The organism is Polaribacter sp. IC066 (assembly GCF_007997085.1).
Lineage (GTDB): Bacteria > Bacteroidota > Bacteroidia > Flavobacteriales > Flavobacteriaceae > Polaribacter.
Map to the genome: position 1 here is coordinate 1 of NZ_VORR01000029.1, position 21,691 is coordinate 21,691.

Annotated in this window: 24 protein-coding genes; 15 read left to right on the forward strand and 9 right to left on the reverse strand. The window is 30.4% G+C overall.

The window, feature by feature from the left end:
* The first annotated feature begins 171 nt into the window (after positions 1-171).
* From ES044_RS10825 to ES044_RS10860, 8 genes are all read left to right on the forward strand, one after another.
* A complete protein-coding gene (locus ES044_RS10825; protein ID WP_147187122.1) occupies positions 172-423 on the forward strand; it encodes a hypothetical protein in 252 nt (83 codons plus the stop codon).
* Positions 424-624: 201 nt separating this feature from the next.
* Positions 625-828: a hypothetical protein gene (locus tag ES044_RS10830; protein WP_147118404.1), complete on the forward strand. Its 204-nt coding sequence runs from the start codon at positions 625-627 to the stop codon at positions 826-828.
* On the forward strand, positions 828-1,373 hold the full coding sequence (locus ES044_RS10835; RefSeq protein ID WP_147118405.1) for a hypothetical protein: 546 nt from the start codon (positions 828-830) through the stop codon (positions 1,371-1,373). Before ES044_RS10830 ends, ES044_RS10835 begins: the two co-directional genes overlap by 1 nt.
* A 2-nt stretch (positions 1,374-1,375) precedes the next feature.
* Positions 1,376-2,029, forward strand: a complete 654-nt coding sequence (locus ES044_RS10840) for a hypothetical protein (protein ID WP_147118406.1) — start codon at positions 1,376-1,378, stop codon at positions 2,027-2,029.
* A gap of 140 nt (positions 2,030-2,169) precedes the next feature.
* Positions 2,170-2,331 carry a 50S ribosomal protein L34 gene (gene rpmH / locus ES044_RS10845; RefSeq protein WP_036820926.1) on the forward strand — a complete coding sequence of 54 codons (162 nt, stop codon included), beginning with the start codon at positions 2,170-2,172 and terminating at the stop codon, positions 2,329-2,331.
* A 108-nt stretch (positions 2,332-2,439) separates the two neighbouring features.
* Positions 2,440-5,295, forward strand: a complete 2,856-nt coding sequence (gene carB, locus ES044_RS10850; protein ID WP_147118407.1) for a carbamoyl-phosphate synthase large subunit — start codon at positions 2,440-2,442, stop codon at positions 5,293-5,295.
* A gap of 190 nt (positions 5,296-5,485) precedes the next feature.
* A complete protein-coding gene (locus tag ES044_RS10855; protein WP_147118408.1) occupies positions 5,486-5,965 on the forward strand; it encodes a fasciclin domain-containing protein in 480 nt (159 codons plus the stop codon).
* A 201-nt stretch (positions 5,966-6,166) separates the two neighbouring features.
* Positions 6,167-6,721: a fasciclin domain-containing protein gene (locus ES044_RS10860; protein ID WP_147118409.1), complete on the forward strand. Its 555-nt coding sequence runs from the start codon at positions 6,167-6,169 to the stop codon at positions 6,719-6,721.
* A gap of 193 nt (positions 6,722-6,914) precedes the next feature.
* Here the strand turns inward: ES044_RS10860 and ES044_RS10865 are convergent, their stop codons facing one another.
* Positions 6,915-7,427, reverse strand: a complete 513-nt coding sequence (locus ES044_RS10865; protein ID WP_147118410.1) for a VOC family protein — start codon at positions 7,425-7,427, stop codon at positions 6,915-6,917.
* Between the two features lie 157 nt (positions 7,428-7,584).
* Here ES044_RS10865 and ES044_RS10870 point away from each other — a divergent pair, with 157 nt between their 5' ends.
* Positions 7,585-7,860, forward strand: a complete 276-nt coding sequence (locus ES044_RS10870; RefSeq protein ID WP_147118434.1) for a winged helix-turn-helix transcriptional regulator — start codon at positions 7,585-7,587, stop codon at positions 7,858-7,860.
* A 533-nt stretch (positions 7,861-8,393) separates the two neighbouring features.
* Here the strand turns inward: ES044_RS10870 and ES044_RS10875 are convergent.
* The 7 genes from ES044_RS10875 to ES044_RS10900 all read right to left on the reverse strand — a co-directional run bounded on the left by ES044_RS10875 (position 8,394) and on the right by ES044_RS10900 (position 16,541).
* A complete protein-coding gene (locus ES044_RS10875) occupies positions 8,394-9,818 on the reverse strand; it encodes an amidohydrolase family protein (RefSeq protein WP_147118411.1) in 1,425 nt (474 codons plus the stop codon).
* Positions 9,819-9,893: 75 nt separating this feature from the next.
* Positions 9,894-11,873, reverse strand: a complete 1,980-nt coding sequence (locus ES044_RS10880; protein ID WP_147118412.1) for a M1 family metallopeptidase — start codon at positions 11,871-11,873, stop codon at positions 9,894-9,896.
* A gap of 71 nt (positions 11,874-11,944) precedes the next feature.
* Positions 11,945-13,924 (reverse strand): M1 family metallopeptidase, encoded by a 1,980-nt coding sequence (locus tag ES044_RS10885; RefSeq protein ID WP_223269130.1) that lies wholly within the window; start codon positions 13,922-13,924, stop codon positions 11,945-11,947.
* Between the two features lie 509 nt (positions 13,925-14,433).
* Positions 14,434-14,559 carry a hypothetical protein gene (locus ES044_RS19260; RefSeq protein WP_262712416.1) on the reverse strand — a complete coding sequence of 42 codons (126 nt, stop codon included), beginning with the start codon at positions 14,557-14,559 and terminating at the stop codon, positions 14,434-14,436.
* A gap of 102 nt (positions 14,560-14,661) precedes the next feature.
* The gene (locus tag ES044_RS10890; protein ID WP_147187126.1) at positions 14,662-15,567 is read right to left on the reverse strand and encodes a DUF5777 family beta-barrel protein; all 906 of its coding nucleotides are present in this window, start codon (positions 15,565-15,567) and stop codon (positions 14,662-14,664) included.
* Positions 15,557-16,105 carry a YceI family protein gene (locus ES044_RS10895; RefSeq protein WP_147118414.1) on the reverse strand — a complete coding sequence of 183 codons (549 nt, stop codon included), beginning with the start codon at positions 16,103-16,105 and terminating at the stop codon, positions 15,557-15,559. Before ES044_RS10895 ends, ES044_RS10890 begins: the two co-directional genes overlap by 11 nt.
* Positions 16,098-16,541, reverse strand: coding sequence for an OB-fold protein (locus ES044_RS10900; protein WP_147187129.1), 444 nt, complete (start codon positions 16,539-16,541; stop codon positions 16,098-16,100). Before ES044_RS10900 ends, ES044_RS10895 begins: the two co-directional genes overlap by 8 nt.
* 134 nt (positions 16,542-16,675) lie before the next feature.
* Here ES044_RS10900 and ES044_RS10905 point away from each other — a divergent pair, with 134 nt between their 5' ends.
* From ES044_RS10905 to ES044_RS10930, 6 genes are all read left to right on the forward strand, one after another.
* Positions 16,676-17,761 carry a LytR/AlgR family response regulator transcription factor gene (locus tag ES044_RS10905; RefSeq protein ID WP_147187132.1) on the forward strand — a complete coding sequence of 362 codons (1,086 nt, stop codon included), beginning with the start codon at positions 16,676-16,678 and terminating at the stop codon, positions 17,759-17,761.
* Between the two features lie 147 nt (positions 17,762-17,908).
* Complete coding sequence (locus ES044_RS10910; RefSeq protein ID WP_147187134.1) at positions 17,909-18,271, forward strand: c-type cytochrome; 363 nt, start codon at positions 17,909-17,911, stop codon at positions 18,269-18,271.
* 11 nt (positions 18,272-18,282) lie between these two features.
* Positions 18,283-18,699 (forward strand): OB-fold protein, encoded by a 417-nt coding sequence (locus tag ES044_RS10915; protein WP_189663203.1) that lies wholly within the window; start codon positions 18,283-18,285, stop codon positions 18,697-18,699.
* A gap of 12 nt (positions 18,700-18,711) precedes the next feature.
* Positions 18,712-19,257, forward strand: coding sequence for a YceI family protein (locus ES044_RS10920; RefSeq protein WP_147187136.1), 546 nt, complete (start codon positions 18,712-18,714; stop codon positions 19,255-19,257).
* Between the two features lie 4 nt (positions 19,258-19,261).
* A complete protein-coding gene (locus ES044_RS10925) occupies positions 19,262-20,131 on the forward strand; it encodes a DUF5777 family beta-barrel protein (protein WP_147118420.1) in 870 nt (289 codons plus the stop codon).
* A 348-nt stretch (positions 20,132-20,479) separates the two neighbouring features.
* On the forward strand, positions 20,480-20,722 hold the full coding sequence (locus ES044_RS10930; protein WP_147187138.1) for a hypothetical protein: 243 nt from the start codon (positions 20,480-20,482) through the stop codon (positions 20,720-20,722).
* Between the two features lie 155 nt (positions 20,723-20,877).
* On the opposite strand, the gene ES044_RS10935 is transcribed toward ES044_RS10930, so the two are convergent.
* A complete protein-coding gene (locus tag ES044_RS10935) occupies positions 20,878-21,480 on the reverse strand; it encodes a hypothetical protein (RefSeq protein WP_147187140.1) in 603 nt (200 codons plus the stop codon).
* Positions 21,481-21,691 lie beyond the last annotated feature (211 nt).

Genomic DNA, 21,691 nt, shown 5'->3' on the forward strand with positions numbered 1-21,691 from the left:
AAAAGAATTTTTGAGCCAGATCCTAACTTAAAACTAACCGAATAGTAGCTTGAAAAGTCAGTTTTGGAACAAAAGCAATAAACTTGTAATGATCAAGTGTTTAACTTACTTAAAGTCACTCAAAAAAAAATCTAAATCTCAATGTTCTTACGTTCTTTGGAGGTGCGAAACTTGAGTTCATTAAATCAACAAAATGTTAAAAGATTTCAAACTGCAACGGCTGTTGCTATTTCATTTATAAAAATTTTAGATCTTAGAACTACTATTCCATTAATAGAAATGAGTTGTTCTGGAAACATTAAGATAAACGAAGCTAGAAATATACAAACTAGAATAAGTGAATTTCAGCCCAAAGCAATTCACAAAGATTCTTACGGATTAGGCGAAAAAACCATGGAAAAACTGTTGAGAAAGATAAAATAAGAGGCAATTAATCTTTTTTATTTTTTTTACAAATAGTATTTGCCAAAAATAAAAACAATTGTATACTTGCACACGCTTTTAATAAGAAAATCTTTAAAAGCAAAACATAATTATTAAGACGATATTTAAAAATACATATAATGCCGAAAAGAACGTACCAACCATCAAAGAGAAAGTGAAGAAAATAATATTACTTTAGATTTGCTGTTCGAAATACCAGAGATAAAAATTACTATACCCATAGGAGGTAGTGGCAATAATTTTTTTGGTGATCCAAGTATATCAATTCCTAAACTTACCTTAAATACTTACAAAACAGGTTCTATTGATTTCTATGGTGGTGTACTTTATAAGAATGTTTGGTATGGTGTAAGAATGGTTTCAAACGATTTTAAAAAGAAATAATGAAAAAAAATATAATAATAATAATAATAATAATTTTATTTTATTCTTTTTCTTTAATAGCACAGGTAGAGAAATCAATTAATAGTGTTCAAATAGGTACAGTTGGTGTTTGGTTTCAAAATGAAACAAAATTATCCAACAGTATTGCTCTAAGAACAGAAGTTGGTTTATACACTGAAATTTGGGCAGGTTCTGGGTTTTTTATGGCACCAGAAATCTCATTTGAACCTAGGTGGTACTATAACTTAAAAAAAAGAAAATTTAAAAATAAAGATATTTCAAATAATTCGGGAAATTTTTTAACAATAGAAACTAGTTATCGTTCAAGCATTTTTGAATTTGGTACTTTAGATAGTAAATTAGCTGAAAACGGTTTTTCTATTATACCAAAATGGGGTATTCGAAGAAATTTAGGTAAAAGATTTAATTACGAGTTGGGTGTTGGTATTGGTTATCTTGAATTTATCAATCAAAAACATTTTACTTTATCAGATTCTGATGGCATTATCGTTGATGCGCATATTAGAATCGGTTATAATTTTTAAGAATGAAATATGTTCTAGTATTAATTTGTTGTTTTTTATTCCATTCTTGTTCTATTTTATTTCCACACGGTGTCGCAATAAATCCCGGGAAATATACTTATAATTACTTGTCATTCAATAAAAAGTTAGATTACCAAGAAAAAAAATATCTTTTAAATCCCACAGGCTTTTCTAACTCTAATGTTGGAGGTGACAAGAATTTACCATTTGTGGTATCTTTTTTTGAAAATAATCTAGGTAGTAATGTTATAAAAACAAGAAGTTATAAAGATAGCTTGGGTAAACTTAAAATCCCTTTTTATTTAGATTATGATATTTCTGACGAACAAGTTCTTTTTTTAAAAGAAAATACTGATTTAAATTATTTAATTTTATCTAAAATTAGTTTCTTGGAGGATTTTCAAAATGGAGGTTTAACTAGGGCAAATAGGAAATTACTTATTGGTTCAGAGGCAGGTGCAATATCTTTCATTAAAATTTTAGATATTCAGAAAAACGAAGTTTTTTTAGAGATAAATTGTGTTGGAACTATTAGATTAATAGAAGAGAGAGATTTTTACACAAATGAAACTAAATTACAACCTACGACTTTTCATAAAGATTCTTACGAGTTAGGCGAAAAAGCCATGAAAAAACTGTTGAGAAAGATAAAATAAGAGGCAATTAATCTTTTTTATTTTTTTTACAAATAGTATTTGCCAAAAATAAAAACAATTGTATATTTGCACACGCTTTTAATGAGAAAATCTTTAAAAGCAAAACATAATTATTAAGACGATATTTAAAAATACATATAATGCCGAAAAGAACGTACCAACCATCAAAGAGAAAGAGAAGAAACAAACATGGTTTCATGGAAAGAATGGCATCTGCTAATGGTAGAAAAGTTCTAGCTCGTAGAAGAGCAAAAGGAAGAAAGAAAATTTCTGTTTCAACTGAAACTAGACATAAAAAATAAAATGATTAACAATTGTTAATTTATTAGGTGTTACTTTTTTAAGTAACACCTTTTTTTATACCCAATCATCAACTATTTTTGTAAAACTAAAAAACACAACCACTTACAATGCCAAAAAGAAAAGACCTCAAATCAATTTTAATTATTGGATCTGGACCTATTGTTATTGGTCAGGCTTGCGAATTTGACTATGCTGGTTCACAATCTTTACGCTCTTTAAGAGAAGACGGAATTGAAACTGTTTTAATCAATTCTAACCCAGCAACAATTATGACAGATCCTTCAATGGCAGATCATATTTATTTGTTGCCTCTAACTACAAAATCTATCATTAAAATTTTAAAAGAGCATCCGCAAATTGATGCAGTTTTGCCAACAATGGGTGGGCAAACAGCTTTAAATTTATGTATCGAAGCAGATGATAAAGGAATTTGGAAAGATTTTAATGTAAAATTAATAGGTGTAGATATAGATGCCATTAATGTTACCGAAGACAGAGAGCAGTTTAGAGAACTCATGTTAAAAATTGGAGTGCCAATGGCGCCCCAAGCAACAGCAACATCTTTCTTAAAAGGAAAAGAAATTGCACAAGAATTTGGTTTTCCTTTAGTCATTCGATCTTCTTATACATTAGGTGGCGCAGGAGCTTCTATTGTGTATAAACCAGAAGATTTTGATCAGTTATTAAGTTTCGGTTTAGAAGCATCACCCATTCATGAAGTGATGATTGATAAAGCAATGATGGGTTGGAAAGAATTCGAACTAGAATTATTACGCGATAGAAATGACAACGTAGTCATTATTTGTTCTATTGAAAATATGGATCCGATGGGAATTCATACAGGAGATTCTATCACGGTGGCACCAGCAATGACACTTTCTGATAAAACCTACCAGAGAATGCGTGATATGGCAATTCATATGATGCGATCTATTGGCGATTTTGAAGGTGGATGTAATGTTCAATTTGCCGTTTCACCCGATGAAAAAGAAGATATTATTGCTATTGAAATTAATCCAAGAGTTTCTCGTTCATCCGCTTTAGCGAGCAAAGCAACAGGATACCCTATTGCAAAAGTGGCAACAAAATTAGCCATTGGGTATACGTTAGATGAGTTAGAAAACGGAATTACAAAATCTACTTCTGCTTTATTTGAACCAACGTTAGATTATGTAATTGTCAAAATACCCCGTTGGAATTTCGATAAATTCGAAGGTTCAGACAGAACTTTAGGATTGCAAATGAAATCTGTGGGTGAGGTAATGGGAATTGGACGATCGTTTCAAGAAGCATTACACAAAGCAACACAATCTTTAGAAATTAAAAGAAATGGGTTAGGTGCAGACGGAAAAGGATATACCGATTATAACCAAATTATAGAGAAATTAACCAACGCAAGTTGGGACCGCGTTTTTGCAATTTATGATGCAATTGCCATCGGAATTCCTTTGAGCAAGATTTATGATATCACAAAAATTGATATGTGGTATTTGAAGCAATATGAAGAGTTATTTCAATTACAAAAAGAAATTTCTACCTATAAAATTGACACTTTAGGAAGAGATTTATTGCTAGAGGCGAAACAAAAAGGATACGGAGACAGACAAATAGCGCACATGTTGGGGTGTTTAGAAAGCGAAGTTTATAACAAAAGAGAAGAACTAAAAGTACAACGTGTTTTTAAATTAGTAGATACTTGTGCTGCTGAATTTAAAGCAAAAACACCGTATTATTATTCAACTTTCGAAAATGAAATCGAAACTGCAGACGGAGAAATTATTATTGCAAACGAAAGTATTGTAACCGATAAAAAGAAAATTGTAGTTTTAGGTTCTGGACCAAACAGAATTGGTCAAGGAATTGAGTTTGATTATTGTTGTGTGCACGGCGTTTTAGCTGCGGCAGAATGTGGTTATGAAACAATCATGATCAACTGCAATCCAGAAACGGTTTCTACAGATTTTGATACCGCTGATAAATTATATTTTGAACCTGTTTTTTGGGAACATATATATGACATCATCCGTCATGAAAAACCAGAAGGCGTTATTGTTCAGTTGGGCGGACAAACGGCTCTAAAACTAGCAGAAAAGCTAACGAAATACGGAATTAAAATAATCGGAACTTCTTTTGAAGCATTAGATTTAGCAGAAGATAGAGGTAGCTTTTCTACCTTATTAAAGGAGAATAATATTCCATACCCAGAATTCGGAATTGCAGAAACTGCGGATGAAGCTCTGGTTTTAGCAGATCATTTAGATTTTCCTATTTTAGTAAGACCTTCTTATGTTTTAGGAGGGCAGGGAATGAAAATTGTGATTAACAAAGAAGAATTAGTAGAGCATGTGGTCGATTTATTAGGCAGAATGCCAGGCAATAAATTACTGTTAGATCATTATTTAGATGGTGCCATCGAAGCAGAAGCAGATGCCATTTGTGATGCCGATGGTAATGTGTACATTATTGGTATTATGGAACATATAGAGCCTTGTGGCATTCATTCAGGAGATTCTAATGCCATGTTACCCGTATTTAATTTAGGCGATTTGGTGATGCAACAAATTAAAGATCATACACATACCATTGCAAGAGAATTAAAAACTGTTGGTTTAATCAATGTTCAGTTTGCTGTAAAAGACGAACTTGTATATATTATCGAAGCCAACCCAAGAGCATCTAGAACGGTTCCTTTTATTGCAAAAGCATACAAAGAACCGTATGTAAACTATGCAACTAAAGTAATGTTAGGACATAATAAAGTAACCGATTTTAATTTTAATCCACAATTAGAAGGATATGCTATTAAGCAACCGGTGTTCTCATTTAACAAGTTCCCGAATGTAAATAAGGCGTTAGGACCAGAAATGAAATCTACAGGAGAAAGTATTTTATTTATAGACAGTTTAAAAGATGATGATTTCTACGATTTATACGCGCGTAGAAAAATGTATTTAAGTAAGTAGAAGCTTTATTTTTAATATTTTTATAGCATCCAATTCTTAATTTAGAGTTGGATGCTTTTTTTAGTGCTAATTTTATAAATATTTTTTGTTTAATAATTTTAACTAAACTTTAAACAAAATATAGATTATTAATATCTAAACATGCTGTACCTTTGGTACAGTTAGTTTAACAATTAAATAAAATAATGCAATGAATACAAAAAATGAATCAGTAAAAACAGAGACTCCTAATATTATTGGAGTAGCAGTAGGAAATGAAAATTTCTCAACATTAGTAGCAGCAGTTAAAGCAGCTGAGTTAGTAGAAACATTAAGTGGTACAGGACCATTTACAGTCTTCGCACCAACAAATGATGCTTTTGCTAAATTACCAGAAGGTACTATAGCAACCTTATTAAAGCCAGAGAATAAAGCTACTTTAACTAGTATTTTAACGTACCACGTTGTTTCTGGTAAGTTTGATGCAACTGCGATTGTAGCAGCAATTAAAGATAACGATGGAGCATTTACAGTTACTACAGTGCAAGGAGATAAATTAGTTGCTTCTTTAGACGGAGCTAACGTGATGTTAAAAGATGAAAAAGGAAATATGTCTCAAGTAGTTATTGCAGATGTTGCCGCTTCTAACGGAATTATTCACGCTATTGATAGTGTTGTAATGCCAAAGTAGTACATGCTAAAAATGTAATATAATAAAGTACCCAATTCTTTAATTAGAGCTGGGTATTTTTTTGAAATTATTTGCGTTGTCTAATTTAAAGGGTGTTTAATAATTTTAACTAAACTTTAAACAAAAAATAAATTGATTTAGCACTATATCTTTTACTTTTGCCGTGAACAAATCAATAATTTAATTTATAAACAAAAAAAAATGAATACAAAAAACTTATTTATCGCTTTTGCAATTATCGGAATTTTTGCACTTACTTCAGCTACAGTTTCAAAAACTACGGTCTCTGATTCAATAGAAACAGTACAAACTCCAAATATTGTTGGTGTTGCAGCTGCAAACAAAGACTTTACAACTTTAGTAGCAGCAGTAAAAGCAGCTGGTTTGGTAGAAACTTTAAGTAGTGCAGGACCTTTTACTGTTTTTGCACCCACAAACGCAGCTTTTGCAAAGTTACCAGCGGGCACTGTGCCTTCTTTATTAAAGCCAGAAAGTAAAGCTACTTTAACAAGTATTTTAACATACCACGTGGTTGCAGGAAAATTTGATGCAGCAGCCGTAGTAGAGGCAATTGAAGCAAATGATGGTGCTTTTGAAATTACTACAGTTCAAGGTGGTACTTTAGTAGCTTCTTTAGTGGATGGAAATGTAATGTTAGAGGATGAAAATGGAAACATGTCTAAAGTAGTAATTGCAGATGTTGCAGCTTCAAACGGAGTAATTCACGCTATCGATAGTGTTGTAATGCCTAATTAAGAAGTATAAAAACTATATTTTTAAAAAAGCCTTCAAGAAATTGAAGGCTTTTTTTGTTTTCGAAAATCTTGCTTTATAAGCTTCGAGAATTGGCTTAAGGACTAATTTTTGTAAATAAACCACAGCTATAAAGTTTGAGGTAAGCTTTATAGGTCGCTTATAATAAATAGGATTATTATTATAAAAATTGTTTTTATTTTGAATAAGCACCAGAAGAATAGGTCAATTCATAGCTATGGGTGTAGATTTCAAAAACGATTCCGAATGGATCTTCTACGTAACACATTTTAAAAGGTTTGTCTTTCGGGTAGTATTCTCTGATTGGCATTCTTTGTTTACCTCCATAAGAGACAATTTTATCAACGAGCTCCTCTATATTTGGGTCCTGTACACAAAAATGAAAAAGCCCCGTATCAAAAGGATTAAACTCGGGTGCCTCTTTTACTCCGTTCGGAAAAGAAAATAATTCAATTCCAATTCCGTCTGAAGTTGCTAAATGTGCAATTTCAAATTCCGTCCAATCGTTTCCAAAAACATCAATACACATTTGACCAATAGCAGTCTCCTTTTCTTTTTTAACTTTTGATGGTTCCATAATAATATACCAACCCATTACTTCTGAATAGAATTTAACAGCTTCATTTATATTCGGAACAGTTAGACCAATATGCGAAAATGATTTAGGATAATTTTTAATAGTTGTCATGAGTTTTTATTTAAGCTACAAAATTAAACTATCTTTGACTATTAAGCAATAACTTACCATAAAGTGCTATACGTTCCTAAAAGAGTTAAATGTTGATTATCAATTATATAAAACCTTAATTTTGAATAAAGATAATATTTGTCCTTTAAATTATACCATGAATTTAATAGGAACAAAATGGAAGCCTTTAATTTTGTTTCATTTATTAGAAGGCAACTTGCGTTCGGGAATATTACAAAAGAAAATTTCAGGCATTTCAAATAAGATGTTCACTCAAACAGTAAGGCAGTTAGAAAAAGACGGACTTATTACCAGAAAAGTTTTTCCTGTAGTTCCTCCTAAGGTAGAGTATAAATTAACGAATAGAGGGAAATCTCTCGAACCTATTTTAAGAAGTTTAGATAGCTGGGGTTTAGAAAATTGCAAGAACTAATGAATAGACTTGATTTTAATTTTTTTGCTAATAATAAAGGCATTTATTGAGCCTTATATTATTCTTGAAAGCAGCTATTTGACTAAATTTAATAGAAACAAGGTTGTCCTATTTTATTTAAAAATAAAAAAACTGATACTTTAACTTGTTTCGTAAGTAATACCAAATTAGCCTTATAATGCCGTAATAAATCGTTTCTTTTTCGCTTACTTTTCATCAAAAATAAGTACCGTAACGATGCTATGCTAATTATTTTTCATTTCAATTAATCAAAAAATAATTCAATTTATTTGCACGACACTATAAAACTAAATTGGTATAAAGCATCAATTTTAGTTTTGAAATTCTTATCATCGATCTGTCTTTAGTCATATTGGAAATAGACTAAAGCGAATACATTAAAATAGATATATTATTTTTCATGAATATCAGTGTCTTATGTATCGCTATAAATTAATATAACTCTTGTTTTTTATGACAATCTTATTCTTTGCTAAAACTTTTGGATTGCAATATTGTTGATGTTTTATTCTTTAATGCAGTCCGACTTTTCCTTTTACAGAGTCAAATATTTTTTTAGAATCAAACCCAATCCCGTTTTTGAAAACAATTTCCATATTTCTAATGTTCGAAACATCTTTTGATAAATCGCCAAGAAGTAATACCAAATCAGCTTCTTTTCCTACTTCTATTGTTCCCGTTTTAGAGGCTATTCCTAAATAGGTTGCGCCGTTTAAAGTAGATAATTTGATGGCTTCTTCAATACCAAAACCAGTTTCGATAAGCAATTCAATTAACCTTTGATTTGAATAACCTGCAATTGTTTTTCCAGTTCCTGTAGGATCTGTTCCTACTGTAATTTTACCGCCCATTGCATGAAATTTCTTCACTCGCTTCATTTCTTTTTTAAAACTTATCAAACCTAAAGAATCTCTTTTAGAATTTATTTGTTGCTGATAAAAGGTTTGCATCTGTTCTAGTAAATAAGGTGCGAGTGCAACACTGCCTCCTCCAGGAATAACTTCTCTATTGGTAAAAGGTTCAAAAACGTTTGGCGTATAAGTTAAGGTTACATTTTTATCGATTAATAGTTGCATCAGTGCTATTAATTTTGGGTCGTTGTCATTGAGTCCTGCTAAAGAAGGTTCGCCAAAAACACATTCATTTTCTTTTTTATTACCGACAAAATCTGTAGAAGCCATAAAGCTGTGTTCTAAATTATCAATACCCAATTCGGCCGCTTCCCGATAGGTAATAGAACATAAATGACCAGTGACTTTAATATTTTTAGCATGAGAGAATTTAATAATCTCACGTAAATCATCTTTTGAAATATTGTTATAGACTTTTACAGAAGTGATGCCTTTATCAAACCAATAGTTCAGCCAATTTTCAATACTTTCATCACCATAAAGCGATTGCAATTGCGGAACAAAACCTAAACGTTCTACGTGAGGTGTTGAAACATCCATAGAAGGCCCAACCATTTTTCCTTGATCAATTAAATTTTTTATATTTAAATCTGTATTTGCCTCGATACTTCCTGCAGTTCTCATTGTGGTTACGCCACCTGCTAAATATAATTGCGGAAAAGTATTGGTCATGTGAGTTGCTTTAAAATTGCCCTCAAATGGTTTTGCGTGAAATAAATGTTCGTGCAACATGATCAAACCCGGAATTACAGTTTTCCCTGTTCCGTCGATAATTTTTGTGCTATTTGGGTAGTTTTTAGTTCCCGTTTTTACAATAGAAGCGATCTTATTATTGCGCAATAAAATATCTTGATTGTATTTTACATCGCCACCAGTGCCATCAATAATAGTAACATTTTTAATGGCTACAATAGTCTCTTTTACACTTACAAAAGTGGTTACTTGTTCCGCTAGTTCTTGTCCAAAATTTACATAAGGGCAAATTGAAAAGAGTATGCTAAATAAAAGTAGTTTTGATTGTTTCATTTTAGTCGGTTTTTAAATTTTAGATGATACCTTTTATAAAGGCTTATTTTTATTATTTATTGTTTGATGATCGTTTTATTTCAGGTTCTTTAGACTCAAAACATAAAAATTCGGGTCAATGATTAATTCCCTTTTAGAATCTGAATCGTTTAGATAATAAGATGTCCATTTTGTTTTTGGTGTAATCCAATATTCTTTATTATCGACGTATACTTTTAAAGGCATTTGAAATCCTACGATGGTATTTATCCACCTGTAAACGAATTGATTATCCTTAAAATAATATTCTAATATTGGTCTTTTTGTAGTCCTTAAATATTGATCAAAAAATGGTTTTAAATTTAATCCTGAATGTTTTATAATATAATTTTCAATATCAGCAGAGGTTACTGTTTTATGGTAGAACTCTGTATTTAAACCAGTAAGAATAGTACGCCACTTTATATCATCATTAAGTGCATTTCTTAATGTGTGTAAAATTACTGCACTTTTTTTGTACACATCTCTTGTATAATTGAGATCATTGATGTCATAATTTCCAATTATAGGTTTATCGTTCAGAATCAGTTTAGAGAGTCCTTTTATATATTCTTCTCCCGCTGTTTTTCCAAAATGATATTCTAAATATAAGGCTTCAGCATAGTTTGTAAAGCCTTCGTGTACCCACATATCTGCCATGTCTTTGTACGTAATATTATTTGCAAACCATTCATGACCAGATTCGTGGATAATTAAAAAATCGAATTTAAGACCCCAACCTGTACCTGAAGAATCTTTGCCATCGGCGGGCATTCCGTTTTGGTAACCCCAATATCCAACAGCACTTTGATGTTCCATACCAACACCTTCTACTAACTTATAACCATCTTCATAAAAAGGATATGCACCAAACCAATGCTCAAAAGCTTCTAACATTAAATGCACTTGTTTAAACTGAACTTTGGCTTTTTCTAAATTTTCTGACAGTACATAATAATTACATTCAAGTGTGCCTTTTAAACCTTTGTAAGGATCTGAATAATGAACATAAGCTGCTACATTAAGACTAACTCCATAATTGTTGATCGGGTTTACAACGGTCCATTCATAGGTAGTTGTTCCATTTTTCTTTTTTTCTGTTGCTGTTAATTTTCCGTTTGAAACAGCCGTCAAATCTTTAGGAACATTTACACGTATTATTATTCCATTATCTGGTTCATCATACATATGGTCTTTGTTTGGCCACCACAAACTTGCACCTTCGCCTTGACAAGATGTAAAAACTAAAGGTTTACCATTGGCATCTTTTCTCCACGTAAAACCTCCGTCCCAAGGTGGTCTTGGTGCTTCTTTTGGATTCCCTTCATAAAAAACCTCAATTTCTTTTGATGTTCCTATTATTTGATTTTCGTTTAATTGAATAAAATAAGCATTCCCATCTTGTTTAAAAGTTAACGATTTGCCAGATTGATTCACTTTAGTAATTTTCATAGGAGATTGCAAATCAATTTGCATCACATTTTTTGATGCTAATACTGTATATGTTATCGTATTTGATCCTTTGATAAATCTATTTTCGATGTCTAATTCAAAATCTAGTTTGTAGTGTGTTAAATTCCACCAAATTCTTTCTGGGGTTATTGTACCTCTTAAAGTGTCTTGTCTTGTATATTTTTTTTTGGCTTTAGATATATCCTTTATATCTATTTCAGTAAAATTTCTACCAAAACTTACAGCTTGTAATTGCTTAGAATTGATAAAAATAAAACCATCGTAAGTTTCTGTTTCAACATCCCTTTTCAATTTAAAATTAAGGGCATAACCACCATTCGTTATTTCAAATAAAAGTGAATCTTTTTTAAAGAGCACCTCATCAATTGGTACATTTACGTTATTAATCCAATTGTCCCACTCCCAATTAAAAGTTCCAGAGTAGATGTCGTTATTCTCTTCAATAGTAATTTTAAAATTACTATTTTCGAGTTTTGTTTCATACCATTTGCCAGTTTTGTTTTGACTGAATAGTGTGCAAATTGATATTTGAAAAATTAGTGCAAATATTATTTTTCTTTTCATAGTGTTTTTTAAAATTTGATTAGACTGATGTCGTATTGGTTTTTATTATTTTGATAACTATCAGCATTTATTTATTTATCCATATTTTTTAAACTCAAAACATAAAAATTCGGGTCAATGATTAACTCCTTTTTAGTATCTGTTTCTTTAAGATGATAAAAAGTCCATTTTGTTTTTGGTTTAATCCATAGTTCTTGTTTATTGAGTTTTACTTTTAATGGCATTTCAAATCCTACAATCGTATTTATCCATTTATAAACAAATTGATGATCCTTAAAATAATATTCTAATATTGGTCTTTTTGTAGTTCTTAAATATTGATCAAAAAATGGTTTTAAGTTTAAGCCAGAATGTTTTATGATATAATTTTCAATATCCGCAGAAGTAACAGTTTTGTGGTAGAATTCTGTATTTAAACCTTTAAGAATAGAAAGCCACTTTATATCATCATTAAGTGCATTTCTTAAAGTATGCAAGATTACTGCACTTTTTATGTACACATCTCTAGACCAATTAAAATCATTTACATCATAATTTCCTATAATAGGTTGTTCATTTTTAATAAGTTTAGACAGCCCTTTTATATATTCTTCTCCTGCCTTTTTTCCAAAATGATATTCGAGATATAAGGCTTCAGCATAATTTGTAAATCCTTCTTGAATCCAAACATCAGCTACATCTTTAAACGTAATGCTATTTGCAAACCATTCATGACCAGATTCATGGATAATTAAATAATCGAATTTTAAACCCCAACCAGAACCAGAAGGATCTTGACCAGTTCTTGGCCTTCCATTTTGATAGCCTGAATACCCAACAGAGCTTTGATGTTCCATGCCTTGACCTTCGACTAATTTATAACCATCTTCATAAAATGGATAAGGTCCAAACCAATGTTCAAAAGCTTCTAACATTAAATGCACCTGTTTAAATTGCACTTTAGCTTTCTCTAAATTTTCTGGCAACACATAATAATCACATTCAAGTGTTCCTTTTAAACCTTTATAAGGATCAGAAAAATGAACATAATCTGCAACATTAAGACTAACGCCGTAGTTGTTGATAGGATTTACTACTGTCCATTCATAAGCAGTTTTTCCATTACTTTGCTTTTCTGTTGCTGTCAGTTTTCCATTGGCAACCGCTATTAAATCATCAGGAACTGTTACTCGAATCGTCATTCCATTGTCTGGTTCATCATACATATGGTCTTTGTTTGGCCACCATAAACTAGCGCCTCCACCCATACAAGCAGTATAAATAAATGGTTTGCCATTTCCATCTTTATTATAGGTAAACCCATCTCCCCAAGGCGGATTCGGATCTACTCTAGGATTCCCTTCGTAAAAAACTTCAATTTCTTTTGAGGTTCCTATCGCTTGATTTTCATTTAATTGGATAAAATAAGCATTACCGTCTTGTTTGAAAGTCAATGATGTACCAGATTGATTCACTTTGGTAATTTTCATAGGAGGTTGCAAATCAATTTGCATGACATTTTTTGATTCTAATACACTATATGTTATTGTATTAGAACCTTTAATAAATCTATTTTCTACGTCTAATTCAAAGTCTAATGTATAGTGCGTTAAATTCCACCAAGCTCTTTCTGGCGTTATTTTTCCTCTTAAAGTATCTTGCCTTGTGTATTTTTTTTCGGGCTCTTTTGTATTTGTTAAATCTCTTTGAATAGGAGTTCTACGAAATGTTACAGCGTTTAATTTTTCAAATTTTTGATAATAAAACCCTGTATACGTATTTGTTTTAGCATTCCATTGCAATTTGTAGTTTTCAATGTCGCCATTATGCCTTAACTCGAATAAAAGTGAATCATTTTTAACAACTAGGTCATAAAGTGGTGCATTAACGGCATTCATATAGTTTTTCCATTCCCAGTTAAAAGTCCCAGAATACAAATTATTATTCTTTTTTATAGTTACTTCTAAACTAGGCGTATCTTTAATTTCATACCATTTACCCGTTATGTTTTGACTAAATAAGGTGAAAATGGTTAATTGAAAACTCAATAAAAATAGTATTTTTCTCTTCATTTTGGGCTTATAGTAAATGGAAGGTTTTTGAGCTCTGTAAATGTTTTGTGAACTATAAAAATAATATTCGAAGTTAATCTATTTAAAATAAGAAAATTAACAGGAAAAACATCTTTTTTATTATTGAAACGCAATTTTGAAAAATAGCGCAACTATAAAGCCAAAACTCATAGTTGAATTAATCTCATTACAAGTGTTGAGCTTGTTTAATATTTGGTAGGGTTCTGGGTTTACTATTTCTAAACAAAACGAAAAAATAGTATCGTAGCCAAAATAAAAATTACTTCGGTTTCTCTAAAGATAGTAATAGTTTGAGATACAAAAGTATTTCAATAACTTTTTAGGTAAAGAAAATTTAAAGGTGAATTCTCTTATTATAAAATTTAGGGTAGAGATTTTTACGGGTACACAAACTTCATTCAGTTATAAGTTCATTGTTAAAGATGAGCGCTGAAATTATTTTTTGTTGAAACAAAAAGAGACTAAAAGAACATCAACCTAAAAAAAAACTATTCTTCAATACATCTAATTCCAGCACAGTCATTAAAACTTGTGGTTTTTAAGTTTTCTAACATCCAAGTTTGGTTGCCAATTTTAATCGTTTTGTAAACGTTGCTATCTGCATCTGTAACCAATTGAATAATTTCTGTTATCGTTTCATCACTCTTATCACACGTATAAAAGAAGATTATAAAGCATAAAAAAGCTAAAAGTTACCACCTTATTTCATTATTACTTCAATTTTTATTTCTAGTTGGCAATACATAAGTCGCATTAAATCCGAAATGAAAATTACCGTCTTTTGCATTAAAGTTATTGGTTGTTTGCGTGATAAATGTGTCTTCGGCAAAATTTCTGGCATTTGTAATTTGAAATTGTAACATTAAATCACTTACTTCCCAATTAACACCAACCATAAATACATTATAGGTATCAATAGATTTTATAGGATTTGCTACATAATAATATTCTGAAACAATAGCAGCATGACCGCCAATTTTATGTCTACCGCCAAAACCAATAGCAAAATGATTGTTCGGGTCGTTATTTAAATCATTTGCTTCTCTATGAATAAAGGTAGGCGTAATTTGTAAAGAAAAATCAGGATTCAACTTTCTTGCTACTAAAACCTGACTTGTAAAGGCGTATTTATGTGAAGAGGTAGTTGCAGGTTGATAAATGTTACCAACCATACTTTCTGATTTTCTATGAGAAAATCCTTGTACCAAAGTAATGCTCACAAGTCCTTTTTTAGAATGCTGCCTTTGTTTTAAAAGCTTGTATTTTAAAAATCCGTCTGTAATTTTATCATAATTTGTATAGGCTAAACCAACAGTAAATTTGTCTGATATTGCATAGTCTAAACCATAACGAGTACTCACAACATCTGCCAAAAAGCGTTGTCCTTCAAAATCAGGAATGTTCCAATACCGGTTATATAAAGAAATTTCTAAAGTTTCTTTTTTTCTAGTTTCTATAGAGTGTCCTAAACCGATTCTTGTCGTTTTAAAAGTGGCAATTTCAAAAACAGGTTTCTCTAGGAATTCAGAATTTAATTGCTCTAATAAATTTTGTGATTGCATTGAAGAACCAACACTCCCAAAAAATAGAACTAATAATCTAAAAATATGTTTATTCGTCATAAGGTTGGTATTGAAATTTAAACTGAATAGAAATTGTTTTGGCAATATTACTCGATAAAATTGGCGGAATCTTAATCTGAAAATCGGTTACAGATGCATCAAATTTACCCAATATAGTATAATTACCATTTGTATTTTCGATGGTAGATTTAATTTCAATTTTTTTTGATATTCCGTGAATGGTTAAGTTTCCTCGAATTATCTTTGTTTGTACTCCCTTTTTAGAAGCATCAAAATCGATAATTTTTCCTTCAAAGTTTGCCTTCGGATAGAGGTCTGATTCTATATAACTTTCATTAAAATGCTCATACATTAAATCTTTTTTAAAGACAAAAGCACGCATTAACATACTGATGGCAATTTCTTGTTTATCAATATCTAAAATACTTAAAACTTGGTTATTCTTGGCTTCTATATTTTCTACAGAAGTATAAGAAAAAAAGGTGACTTGCCCTTGTCTGGCAATATACTGATCTTTTTTGCTACCAAGATTAGCAAATGAGATACAGAGTACTAAAAGGGATAATATTTTATTCATTAGGCAGTAAATCTATGGAACAGTTTAGTAAAATAACATCTTTTAAGAAACCTTTGCAAATTCCTTTTACACGTATTTTTTGATGTTGTTGTAATTGTTTTAATTTGTCTTTTTGATTTGGATGGATATCGCAAATAATTCCGAAAGCCGAATTTTGGCTTGTTAAAATAACCGTATTTCTATCGTTTAAAAAAGTAATTTCTTTTATAAAACCTGTGACTTCAATAATTTTACCTTCATATTTTTTAATTGATTCATCTTCAGCTGTCGCAAAAGCTTTGATCAACTCATTTGCATTTAAAGCAAGTGCAGGCGCTTCATTTTCAATGTTTTTTTCAGTTGAGGTATAGAGAGGGTTTCTTAAATAGTAATACCCAAGTATCCCAAACAAAAAAGAAAGAAGCGTAATTAATAAAAATTTGTTTTTAATTTTCATGGTGTTTCAAAGAAAAATAAAAGTATGCTATTTAGAAAATAAATTGGTGTTAAAAGGAAAAAATAAACTTAAAGCGAGCCAAATTCTTGATAAAAAGAAAAGATTAGTAGTATATTTCGTCTTTTAAAAGCACCATGAAGAAAGACAAACTTTATTTTTTAACCTTTTTATCTATTGCCGTTATATTTTTAATGGTAGCATTAATTGCATCACAATATTTTATTAAGGTGAGCGCAAATCAACTTATAGAGGTGCAGGTAGAATCTAGTAAAAGAGAGGCGAATGAAATTGCAAAACTCATCGATTTTCAATTGTTATCTGGTATCAAAAAAGAAGAAATTGTTACGAATATTCAACGTATTATTGAAAACTCCAATACGGATAGTTGGTTTATTAGTATTTTTAATTGGGGTGGAAAGGAGGTTGCTCATCCTGACAAAACGAAGGTTGGGCAACTAGTAAATTCTAATCAAACCTTATTGTCTTCTCTAAAAGAAAAAAACAATTCTGATGATTTATATGATTTATTAATGGGTAAAACCAATAATTCTTCTTCTGAAATTATTCATATTTCACCCATTAAAAAATCTGATTTAATTGTTGCAGCCAATGTGAATATGAATAGTATTAAGCAACAAATGAGTGCTCTAAAAGTTAATTTCTATTTAATTTTCTTAATCATGGGTACTCTCGTTATTGGGTTGTCTTTTGTGGCGGTTAGAGTTATTGGTAGCGCTTATGAAAAACAATTAGAGTTAAAAAACTCTACACTAACATCAGAAGTAGTAAACCTTTCTAAATTAAATACAGATTTAGTCTCTTACAAAGAAAAAGTTGCTGAAAAACCTATAGAAAGCACGGTTGATGAACCTATAGAAAAAGAGAAAAAAAGATTGCTAACCTATATAAGAAATGAGTTGGTATCGATACCGATAGAAGAAATTGCTTTTATTTATACAGAAAATACCATTACGTATGTTGTCTGTTTTGACGGTAAAAAATCGACCACAAATATGAGTTTAGATGATATGTCTGCAAACTTAAATTCCTCTTTATTTTTTAGAGCAAACAGACAATTTATTATTGGTATTACGGCCATTGATAAGATTATTAAATACGGTAATAGTCAGCTAAAAATTCTCTTACAATCTAAAACATCCGAAGAAATTATTATCAGTAAAAATAAAGCTGCAGAATTTAAACAATGGTTAAACATGTAGTTAAAACTCTTAAAGAGTCTAATGCTGCAATCATTTTGAAACCTTTTTTTTCCTTTTTAACCCATTTAATTCCTCCTGGCATAACTTGATGGTTTATAAAACTGATAATTTTTGTTAATTTACAGTAGAACTCTAAAATCAAGAAGCATGCATGTATTACGCAACCTTAAAAGAATATTTTTTATCGGTATAATAGGCATTTTTTTAGCATCCTGTTTAACAAATGTAGAAGAATCAATTGTAGAAGAAGACCCAACTGCTGCAGATCCTTGCGAATCCATTACTTTTTCTACACAAGTAAAATCAATTATAGAGACTAATTGCGTGCAATGCCATGGAGCAAGAGGTCAATTTCCTAACCTAACGACCCATAATGATATTAGTGCAAATGCAGCGCTTGTAAAATCTGTTACTGTTAGCAGAAGAATGCCACAAGGAAGCGCTACATTAACGAATGATGAAATTGCAGCGATTAGCTGTTGGGTGGATGCCGGTGCTTTAAATAACTAAAACTGAAAATAATGAAGATTAAAAAAATTATTATCGGAATTCTGATTTTAGGAATTGTTGGAGTATTTGTAGCTTATAAAATGTACAACAAACCACATGTAAAAGTAGATGAAGTGGCGACCGATATTGCAAGTACTGCCAATAAAATTCTAGAAGACTTTACTGCGGATGAAACGATAGCAAATTCAAAATATTTAGAAAAAATAATTGAAGTAAAAGGAGAAATTTCTGAAATAAAAATAGTGAAAGAAAAAGGAATTATTACTTTAAAAACAAATGACGATTTTGGCAGCGTATTGTGTCATTTATCAGCAGAAGCCACCAAAGAAATAAGCACATTACAAACAGGACAAACCATCACTTTAAAAGGAATTTGCACAGGTTATTTAATGGATGTTATTCTTGTGAAATCAGAAATTATAAACTAAAAATTTTCAATCATGAAATCAATAATCACGATATTATGTTGCTTTTTATGTGCAACAATGAGTACCGGTCAAGAAAGATATTTAACAAAAAACGGAACCATTAACTTTTTCTCTAAAGCGCCAATAGAAAATATTACCGCAGATAACAATCAGGTTTTAAGTATTATTGATGCTACCAACAACCAGATGGCAATTTCTATTTTAATGAAGTCGTTTTTGTTTAAAAAAGCATTGATGCAAGAGCATTTTAATGAAAATTATGTAGAGTCAGACAAATATCCGAAGGCAACTTTTAAAGGAGATCTTTTAAATTTTGATGCTGTTAACGAAACGGTAAGGGTTGTTAAAGTAAAAGGTATTTTAACAATTCACGGAATATCTAAAGAAATTACAATCGATGCCAATATGGCAAAAATAAAAGAGGCTATATTAGTTGATGGTGAGTTTATAATAAATTTAGCCGATTTTGAGATAGAAATACCCGCAGTTGTAGCTAATAATATTGCAAAAAACATAAGAGTAAGTTTCAACTTTAATCATGAACCTTACAATAAATAAAAATATGAAAAAAGTACTACTCGCCATTTTTTTAGTTTCTATAAGTTCTTCATTATGTTCACAAAACGATTTATTAGATATCTTAAATGAAGAAACACCTGAAAATAAAATCGACAATGTTGTAACAGCTACCTTTAAAGGAACAAGAATTGTAAATGGTCATTCTATAGAAAATAAAAAAGATAAAGAACTTGAGTTTATTATAGCACATAGATTCGGAAGAATTAATACGGGTTTCTATGATCTTTTTGGGTTAGACAATGCCAATATTCGGTTTGCTTTTGAATATGGTTTAACAGATAATTTAACGGTTGGCGTTGGTAGAAGTAGTTTTGAAAAAACCTATGATTCGTTTTTAAAATATAGCTTGATAAAACAAAAAAGAGGAGAAAATTCTTTTCCGGTTGCTATTTCACTTTTTGGAAGTACCGCTGTAAAAACCTTAAGAGATTACGACCCTGCGGATAAAAGATCATTTGCAGAAAGTTTGTTTTATGTTGGGCAAGTATTAATTGCACGTAAATTTAGTACGTCTGTTTCATTGCAGATCACACCAACCTATGTTCATAGAAATACGGTAAGAACAGCTGCAGATCCTCATGATATATTTGCCCTTGGTTTTGGTGGTCGTATAAAATTAAGTAAAAGAGTCGCTTTAAATACCGAATATTATTATGCCTTTGACGAATCTAAATTAATCAATACAAGAAATTCTTTAGCATTTGGGGTTGATATAGAAACTGGCGGCCATGTATTTCAGTTGATTATATCGAACGCAATTACCATGATAGAGAAAAGTTTTATTACAGAAACCACCGGAAATTTCTTTAGTGGCGATATTCATTTAGGATTTAATTTATCGAGAACATTTTAATCTAAAAATCATTCAAATTTCTTAATCCGGATTTTATTTCAATTAGTAGCCCTTTGAAAAAGAGTATCTAAAGACTAAAAGGAGCTTATTTTTTTTACTGATTTTTTATCAAAAATAAAAAGACAATACGTTACTTTTAAAAGAATCACCATTAGGCGATTTAGAGTTAATTCTCCAAATATAATAAAAAAAAATTAAGCGATGTTTCAAAGAAATTATACTGTAAAATGCATTGATGTAAGTGATTATATGGTAATGCAGAATGCCGCGTACTTAAGTTACTAGTCAAAATTATTATAAACATTTTTATTTGTAAAAGTAGGTTTTCAAAATAGAAATGATCAGTTTTTGCAGCACAAGGCATTGATGTTTACAGAGGTTTTCTCTGTAGGTTTAGAATTTAAAAGCATTACTTTTTCAAATCAAAAAATGAATGTTTCTATTCATTTTTATAATCAGCAAAAAGAATTATGTATCACAATTACAAGAGAGCTTTTTTGGTTTGATTATTTTTCTTGGGAAACTATTGCACCTCCAGAAAAAAATGTTGATTGTTTTGTTTTTAAAAATGAGTTTGGGAAAGTTGGGTAGCGGTTTTATATTACTTCCAAAGCGGTTGTGCATGGTTTGCAACGTTTTTAAGTAGTAAGGTTAGTAAATAAAACACGAACAAAGAAAGTCCGTGAGGACTTTCGTAAATAAGCTAAATCCAAGCAATTAATTTTATTAGATGTTCTACGCAGTTTTTATTCCTTATCTTTTTTCTGTTTCTCAATTTGTTTTAAAGCAATTTTTCTCATTTCTTCATCAACATCTAAAGATTTCCATTTTCCTTTTTTCTTATCATAAGTTAGTAAAGATGGGTGCTTAAATTTAGAATTAGTTTTTTGAGACTTAATTAATTCAAGAGTTTTGTCTAAAGATTCTAAAACTATTTTCTCACTTAAGTCTCCGCTTAAATTAAAGTTAAAATTAGTGTTTTTATTCAAAGAAACTTTAATTCCAAATGATATAGTTTTTTTTGTGAAATCAGAAGAATTCCCTTTACCAATTTCTTTATTCTTAACTTTATTCCAAATATTAAGGACAACATATTTAATTGAGTCCCAAGTTGCACTGTTAATAGTGTTAGAGATAATTCCTTGAATAGTCATTTGTGAGAGAATAAAACAAACATCAAGAGTAAAACTATCTAATGAAGCATAAAAGTCTCCATTTTTATCATAACTACTGAATTCAGATCCAATATCCTTTATTGATTTTTCATATTCTAATAAATCACTTTGAGTAATCATTCCGCCGAAGTAGAATAAATGAAATACATTTTCTCCTGATTTAATAGATTTCATTTTTTGTTCTCTTTCCAATTTGTACTTTTTGTATTCTTTTGTTTTTCTTATTTCAGGAAAGTACATTTTTGAGCTTGTTGCCAACGTTTTGGTATAAGGTTAGTTGCGTGTTTTAAGCAGTGAGTTTAGTAAATAAAGCACATATTTATTGTCTATGCAAGGAGTTTTGTAGGTAAGCTAAAACTAGCAATAAATTATATACGGTTTTGTG

Coding starts and splice junctions, on each gene's coding strand:
- ES044_RS10895 (WP_147118414.1), bottom strand. CDS start 16,105: ATGAATAAAATATTATCCCTTTTAGTACTCTGTATCTCATTTGCTAAT.
- ES044_RS10840 (WP_147118406.1), top strand. CDS start 1,376: ATGAAATATGTTCTAGTATTAATTTGTTGTTTTTTATTCCATTCTTGT.
- ES044_RS10890 (WP_147187126.1), bottom strand. CDS start 15,567: ATGACGAATAAACATATTTTTAGATTATTAGTTCTATTTTTTGGGAGT.
- ES044_RS10915 (WP_189663203.1), top strand. CDS start 18,283: ATGAAGATTAAAAAAATTATTATCGGAATTCTGATTTTAGGAATTGTT.
- ES044_RS10875 (WP_147118411.1), bottom strand. CDS start 9,818: ATGAAACAATCAAAACTACTTTTATTTAGCATACTCTTTTCAATTTGC.
- ES044_RS10905 (WP_147187132.1), top strand. CDS start 16,676: ATGAAGAAAGACAAACTTTATTTTTTAACCTTTTTATCTATTGCCGTT.
- ES044_RS10935 (WP_147187140.1), bottom strand. CDS start 21,480: ATGAAATCTATTAAATCAGGAGAAAATGTATTTCATTTATTCTACTTC.
- ES044_RS10870 (WP_147118434.1), top strand. CDS start 7,585: ATGAATTTAATAGGAACAAAATGGAAGCCTTTAATTTTGTTTCATTTA.
- ES044_RS10920 (WP_147187136.1), top strand. CDS start 18,712: ATGAAATCAATAATCACGATATTATGTTGCTTTTTATGTGCAACAATG.
- ES044_RS10925 (WP_147118420.1), top strand. CDS start 19,262: ATGAAAAAAGTACTACTCGCCATTTTTTTAGTTTCTATAAGTTCTTCA.
- ES044_RS10860 (WP_147118409.1), top strand. CDS start 6,167: ATGAATACAAAAAACTTATTTATCGCTTTTGCAATTATCGGAATTTTT.
- ES044_RS10885 (WP_223269130.1), bottom strand. CDS start 13,924: ATGAAGAGAAAAATACTATTTTTATTGAGTTTTCAATTAACCATTTTC.
- ES044_RS10910 (WP_147187134.1), top strand. CDS start 17,909: ATGCATGTATTACGCAACCTTAAAAGAATATTTTTTATCGGTATAATA.
- ES044_RS10880 (WP_147118412.1), bottom strand. CDS start 11,873: ATGAAAAGAAAAATAATATTTGCACTAATTTTTCAAATATCAATTTGC.
- ES044_RS10835 (WP_147118405.1), top strand. CDS start 828: ATGAAAAAAAATATAATAATAATAATAATAATAATTTTATTTTATTCT.
- ES044_RS10865 (WP_147118410.1), bottom strand. CDS start 7,427: ATGACAACTATTAAAAATTATCCTAAATCATTTTCGCATATTGGTCTA.
- rpmH (WP_036820926.1), top strand. CDS start 2,170: ATGCCGAAAAGAACGTACCAACCATCAAAGAGAAAGAGAAGAAACAAA.
- carB (WP_147118407.1), top strand. CDS start 2,440: ATGCCAAAAAGAAAAGACCTCAAATCAATTTTAATTATTGGATCTGGA.
- ES044_RS10855 (WP_147118408.1), top strand. CDS start 5,486: ATGAATACAAAAAATGAATCAGTAAAAACAGAGACTCCTAATATTATT.
- ES044_RS10900 (WP_147187129.1), bottom strand. CDS start 16,541: ATGAAAATTAAAAACAAATTTTTATTAATTACGCTTCTTTCTTTTTTG.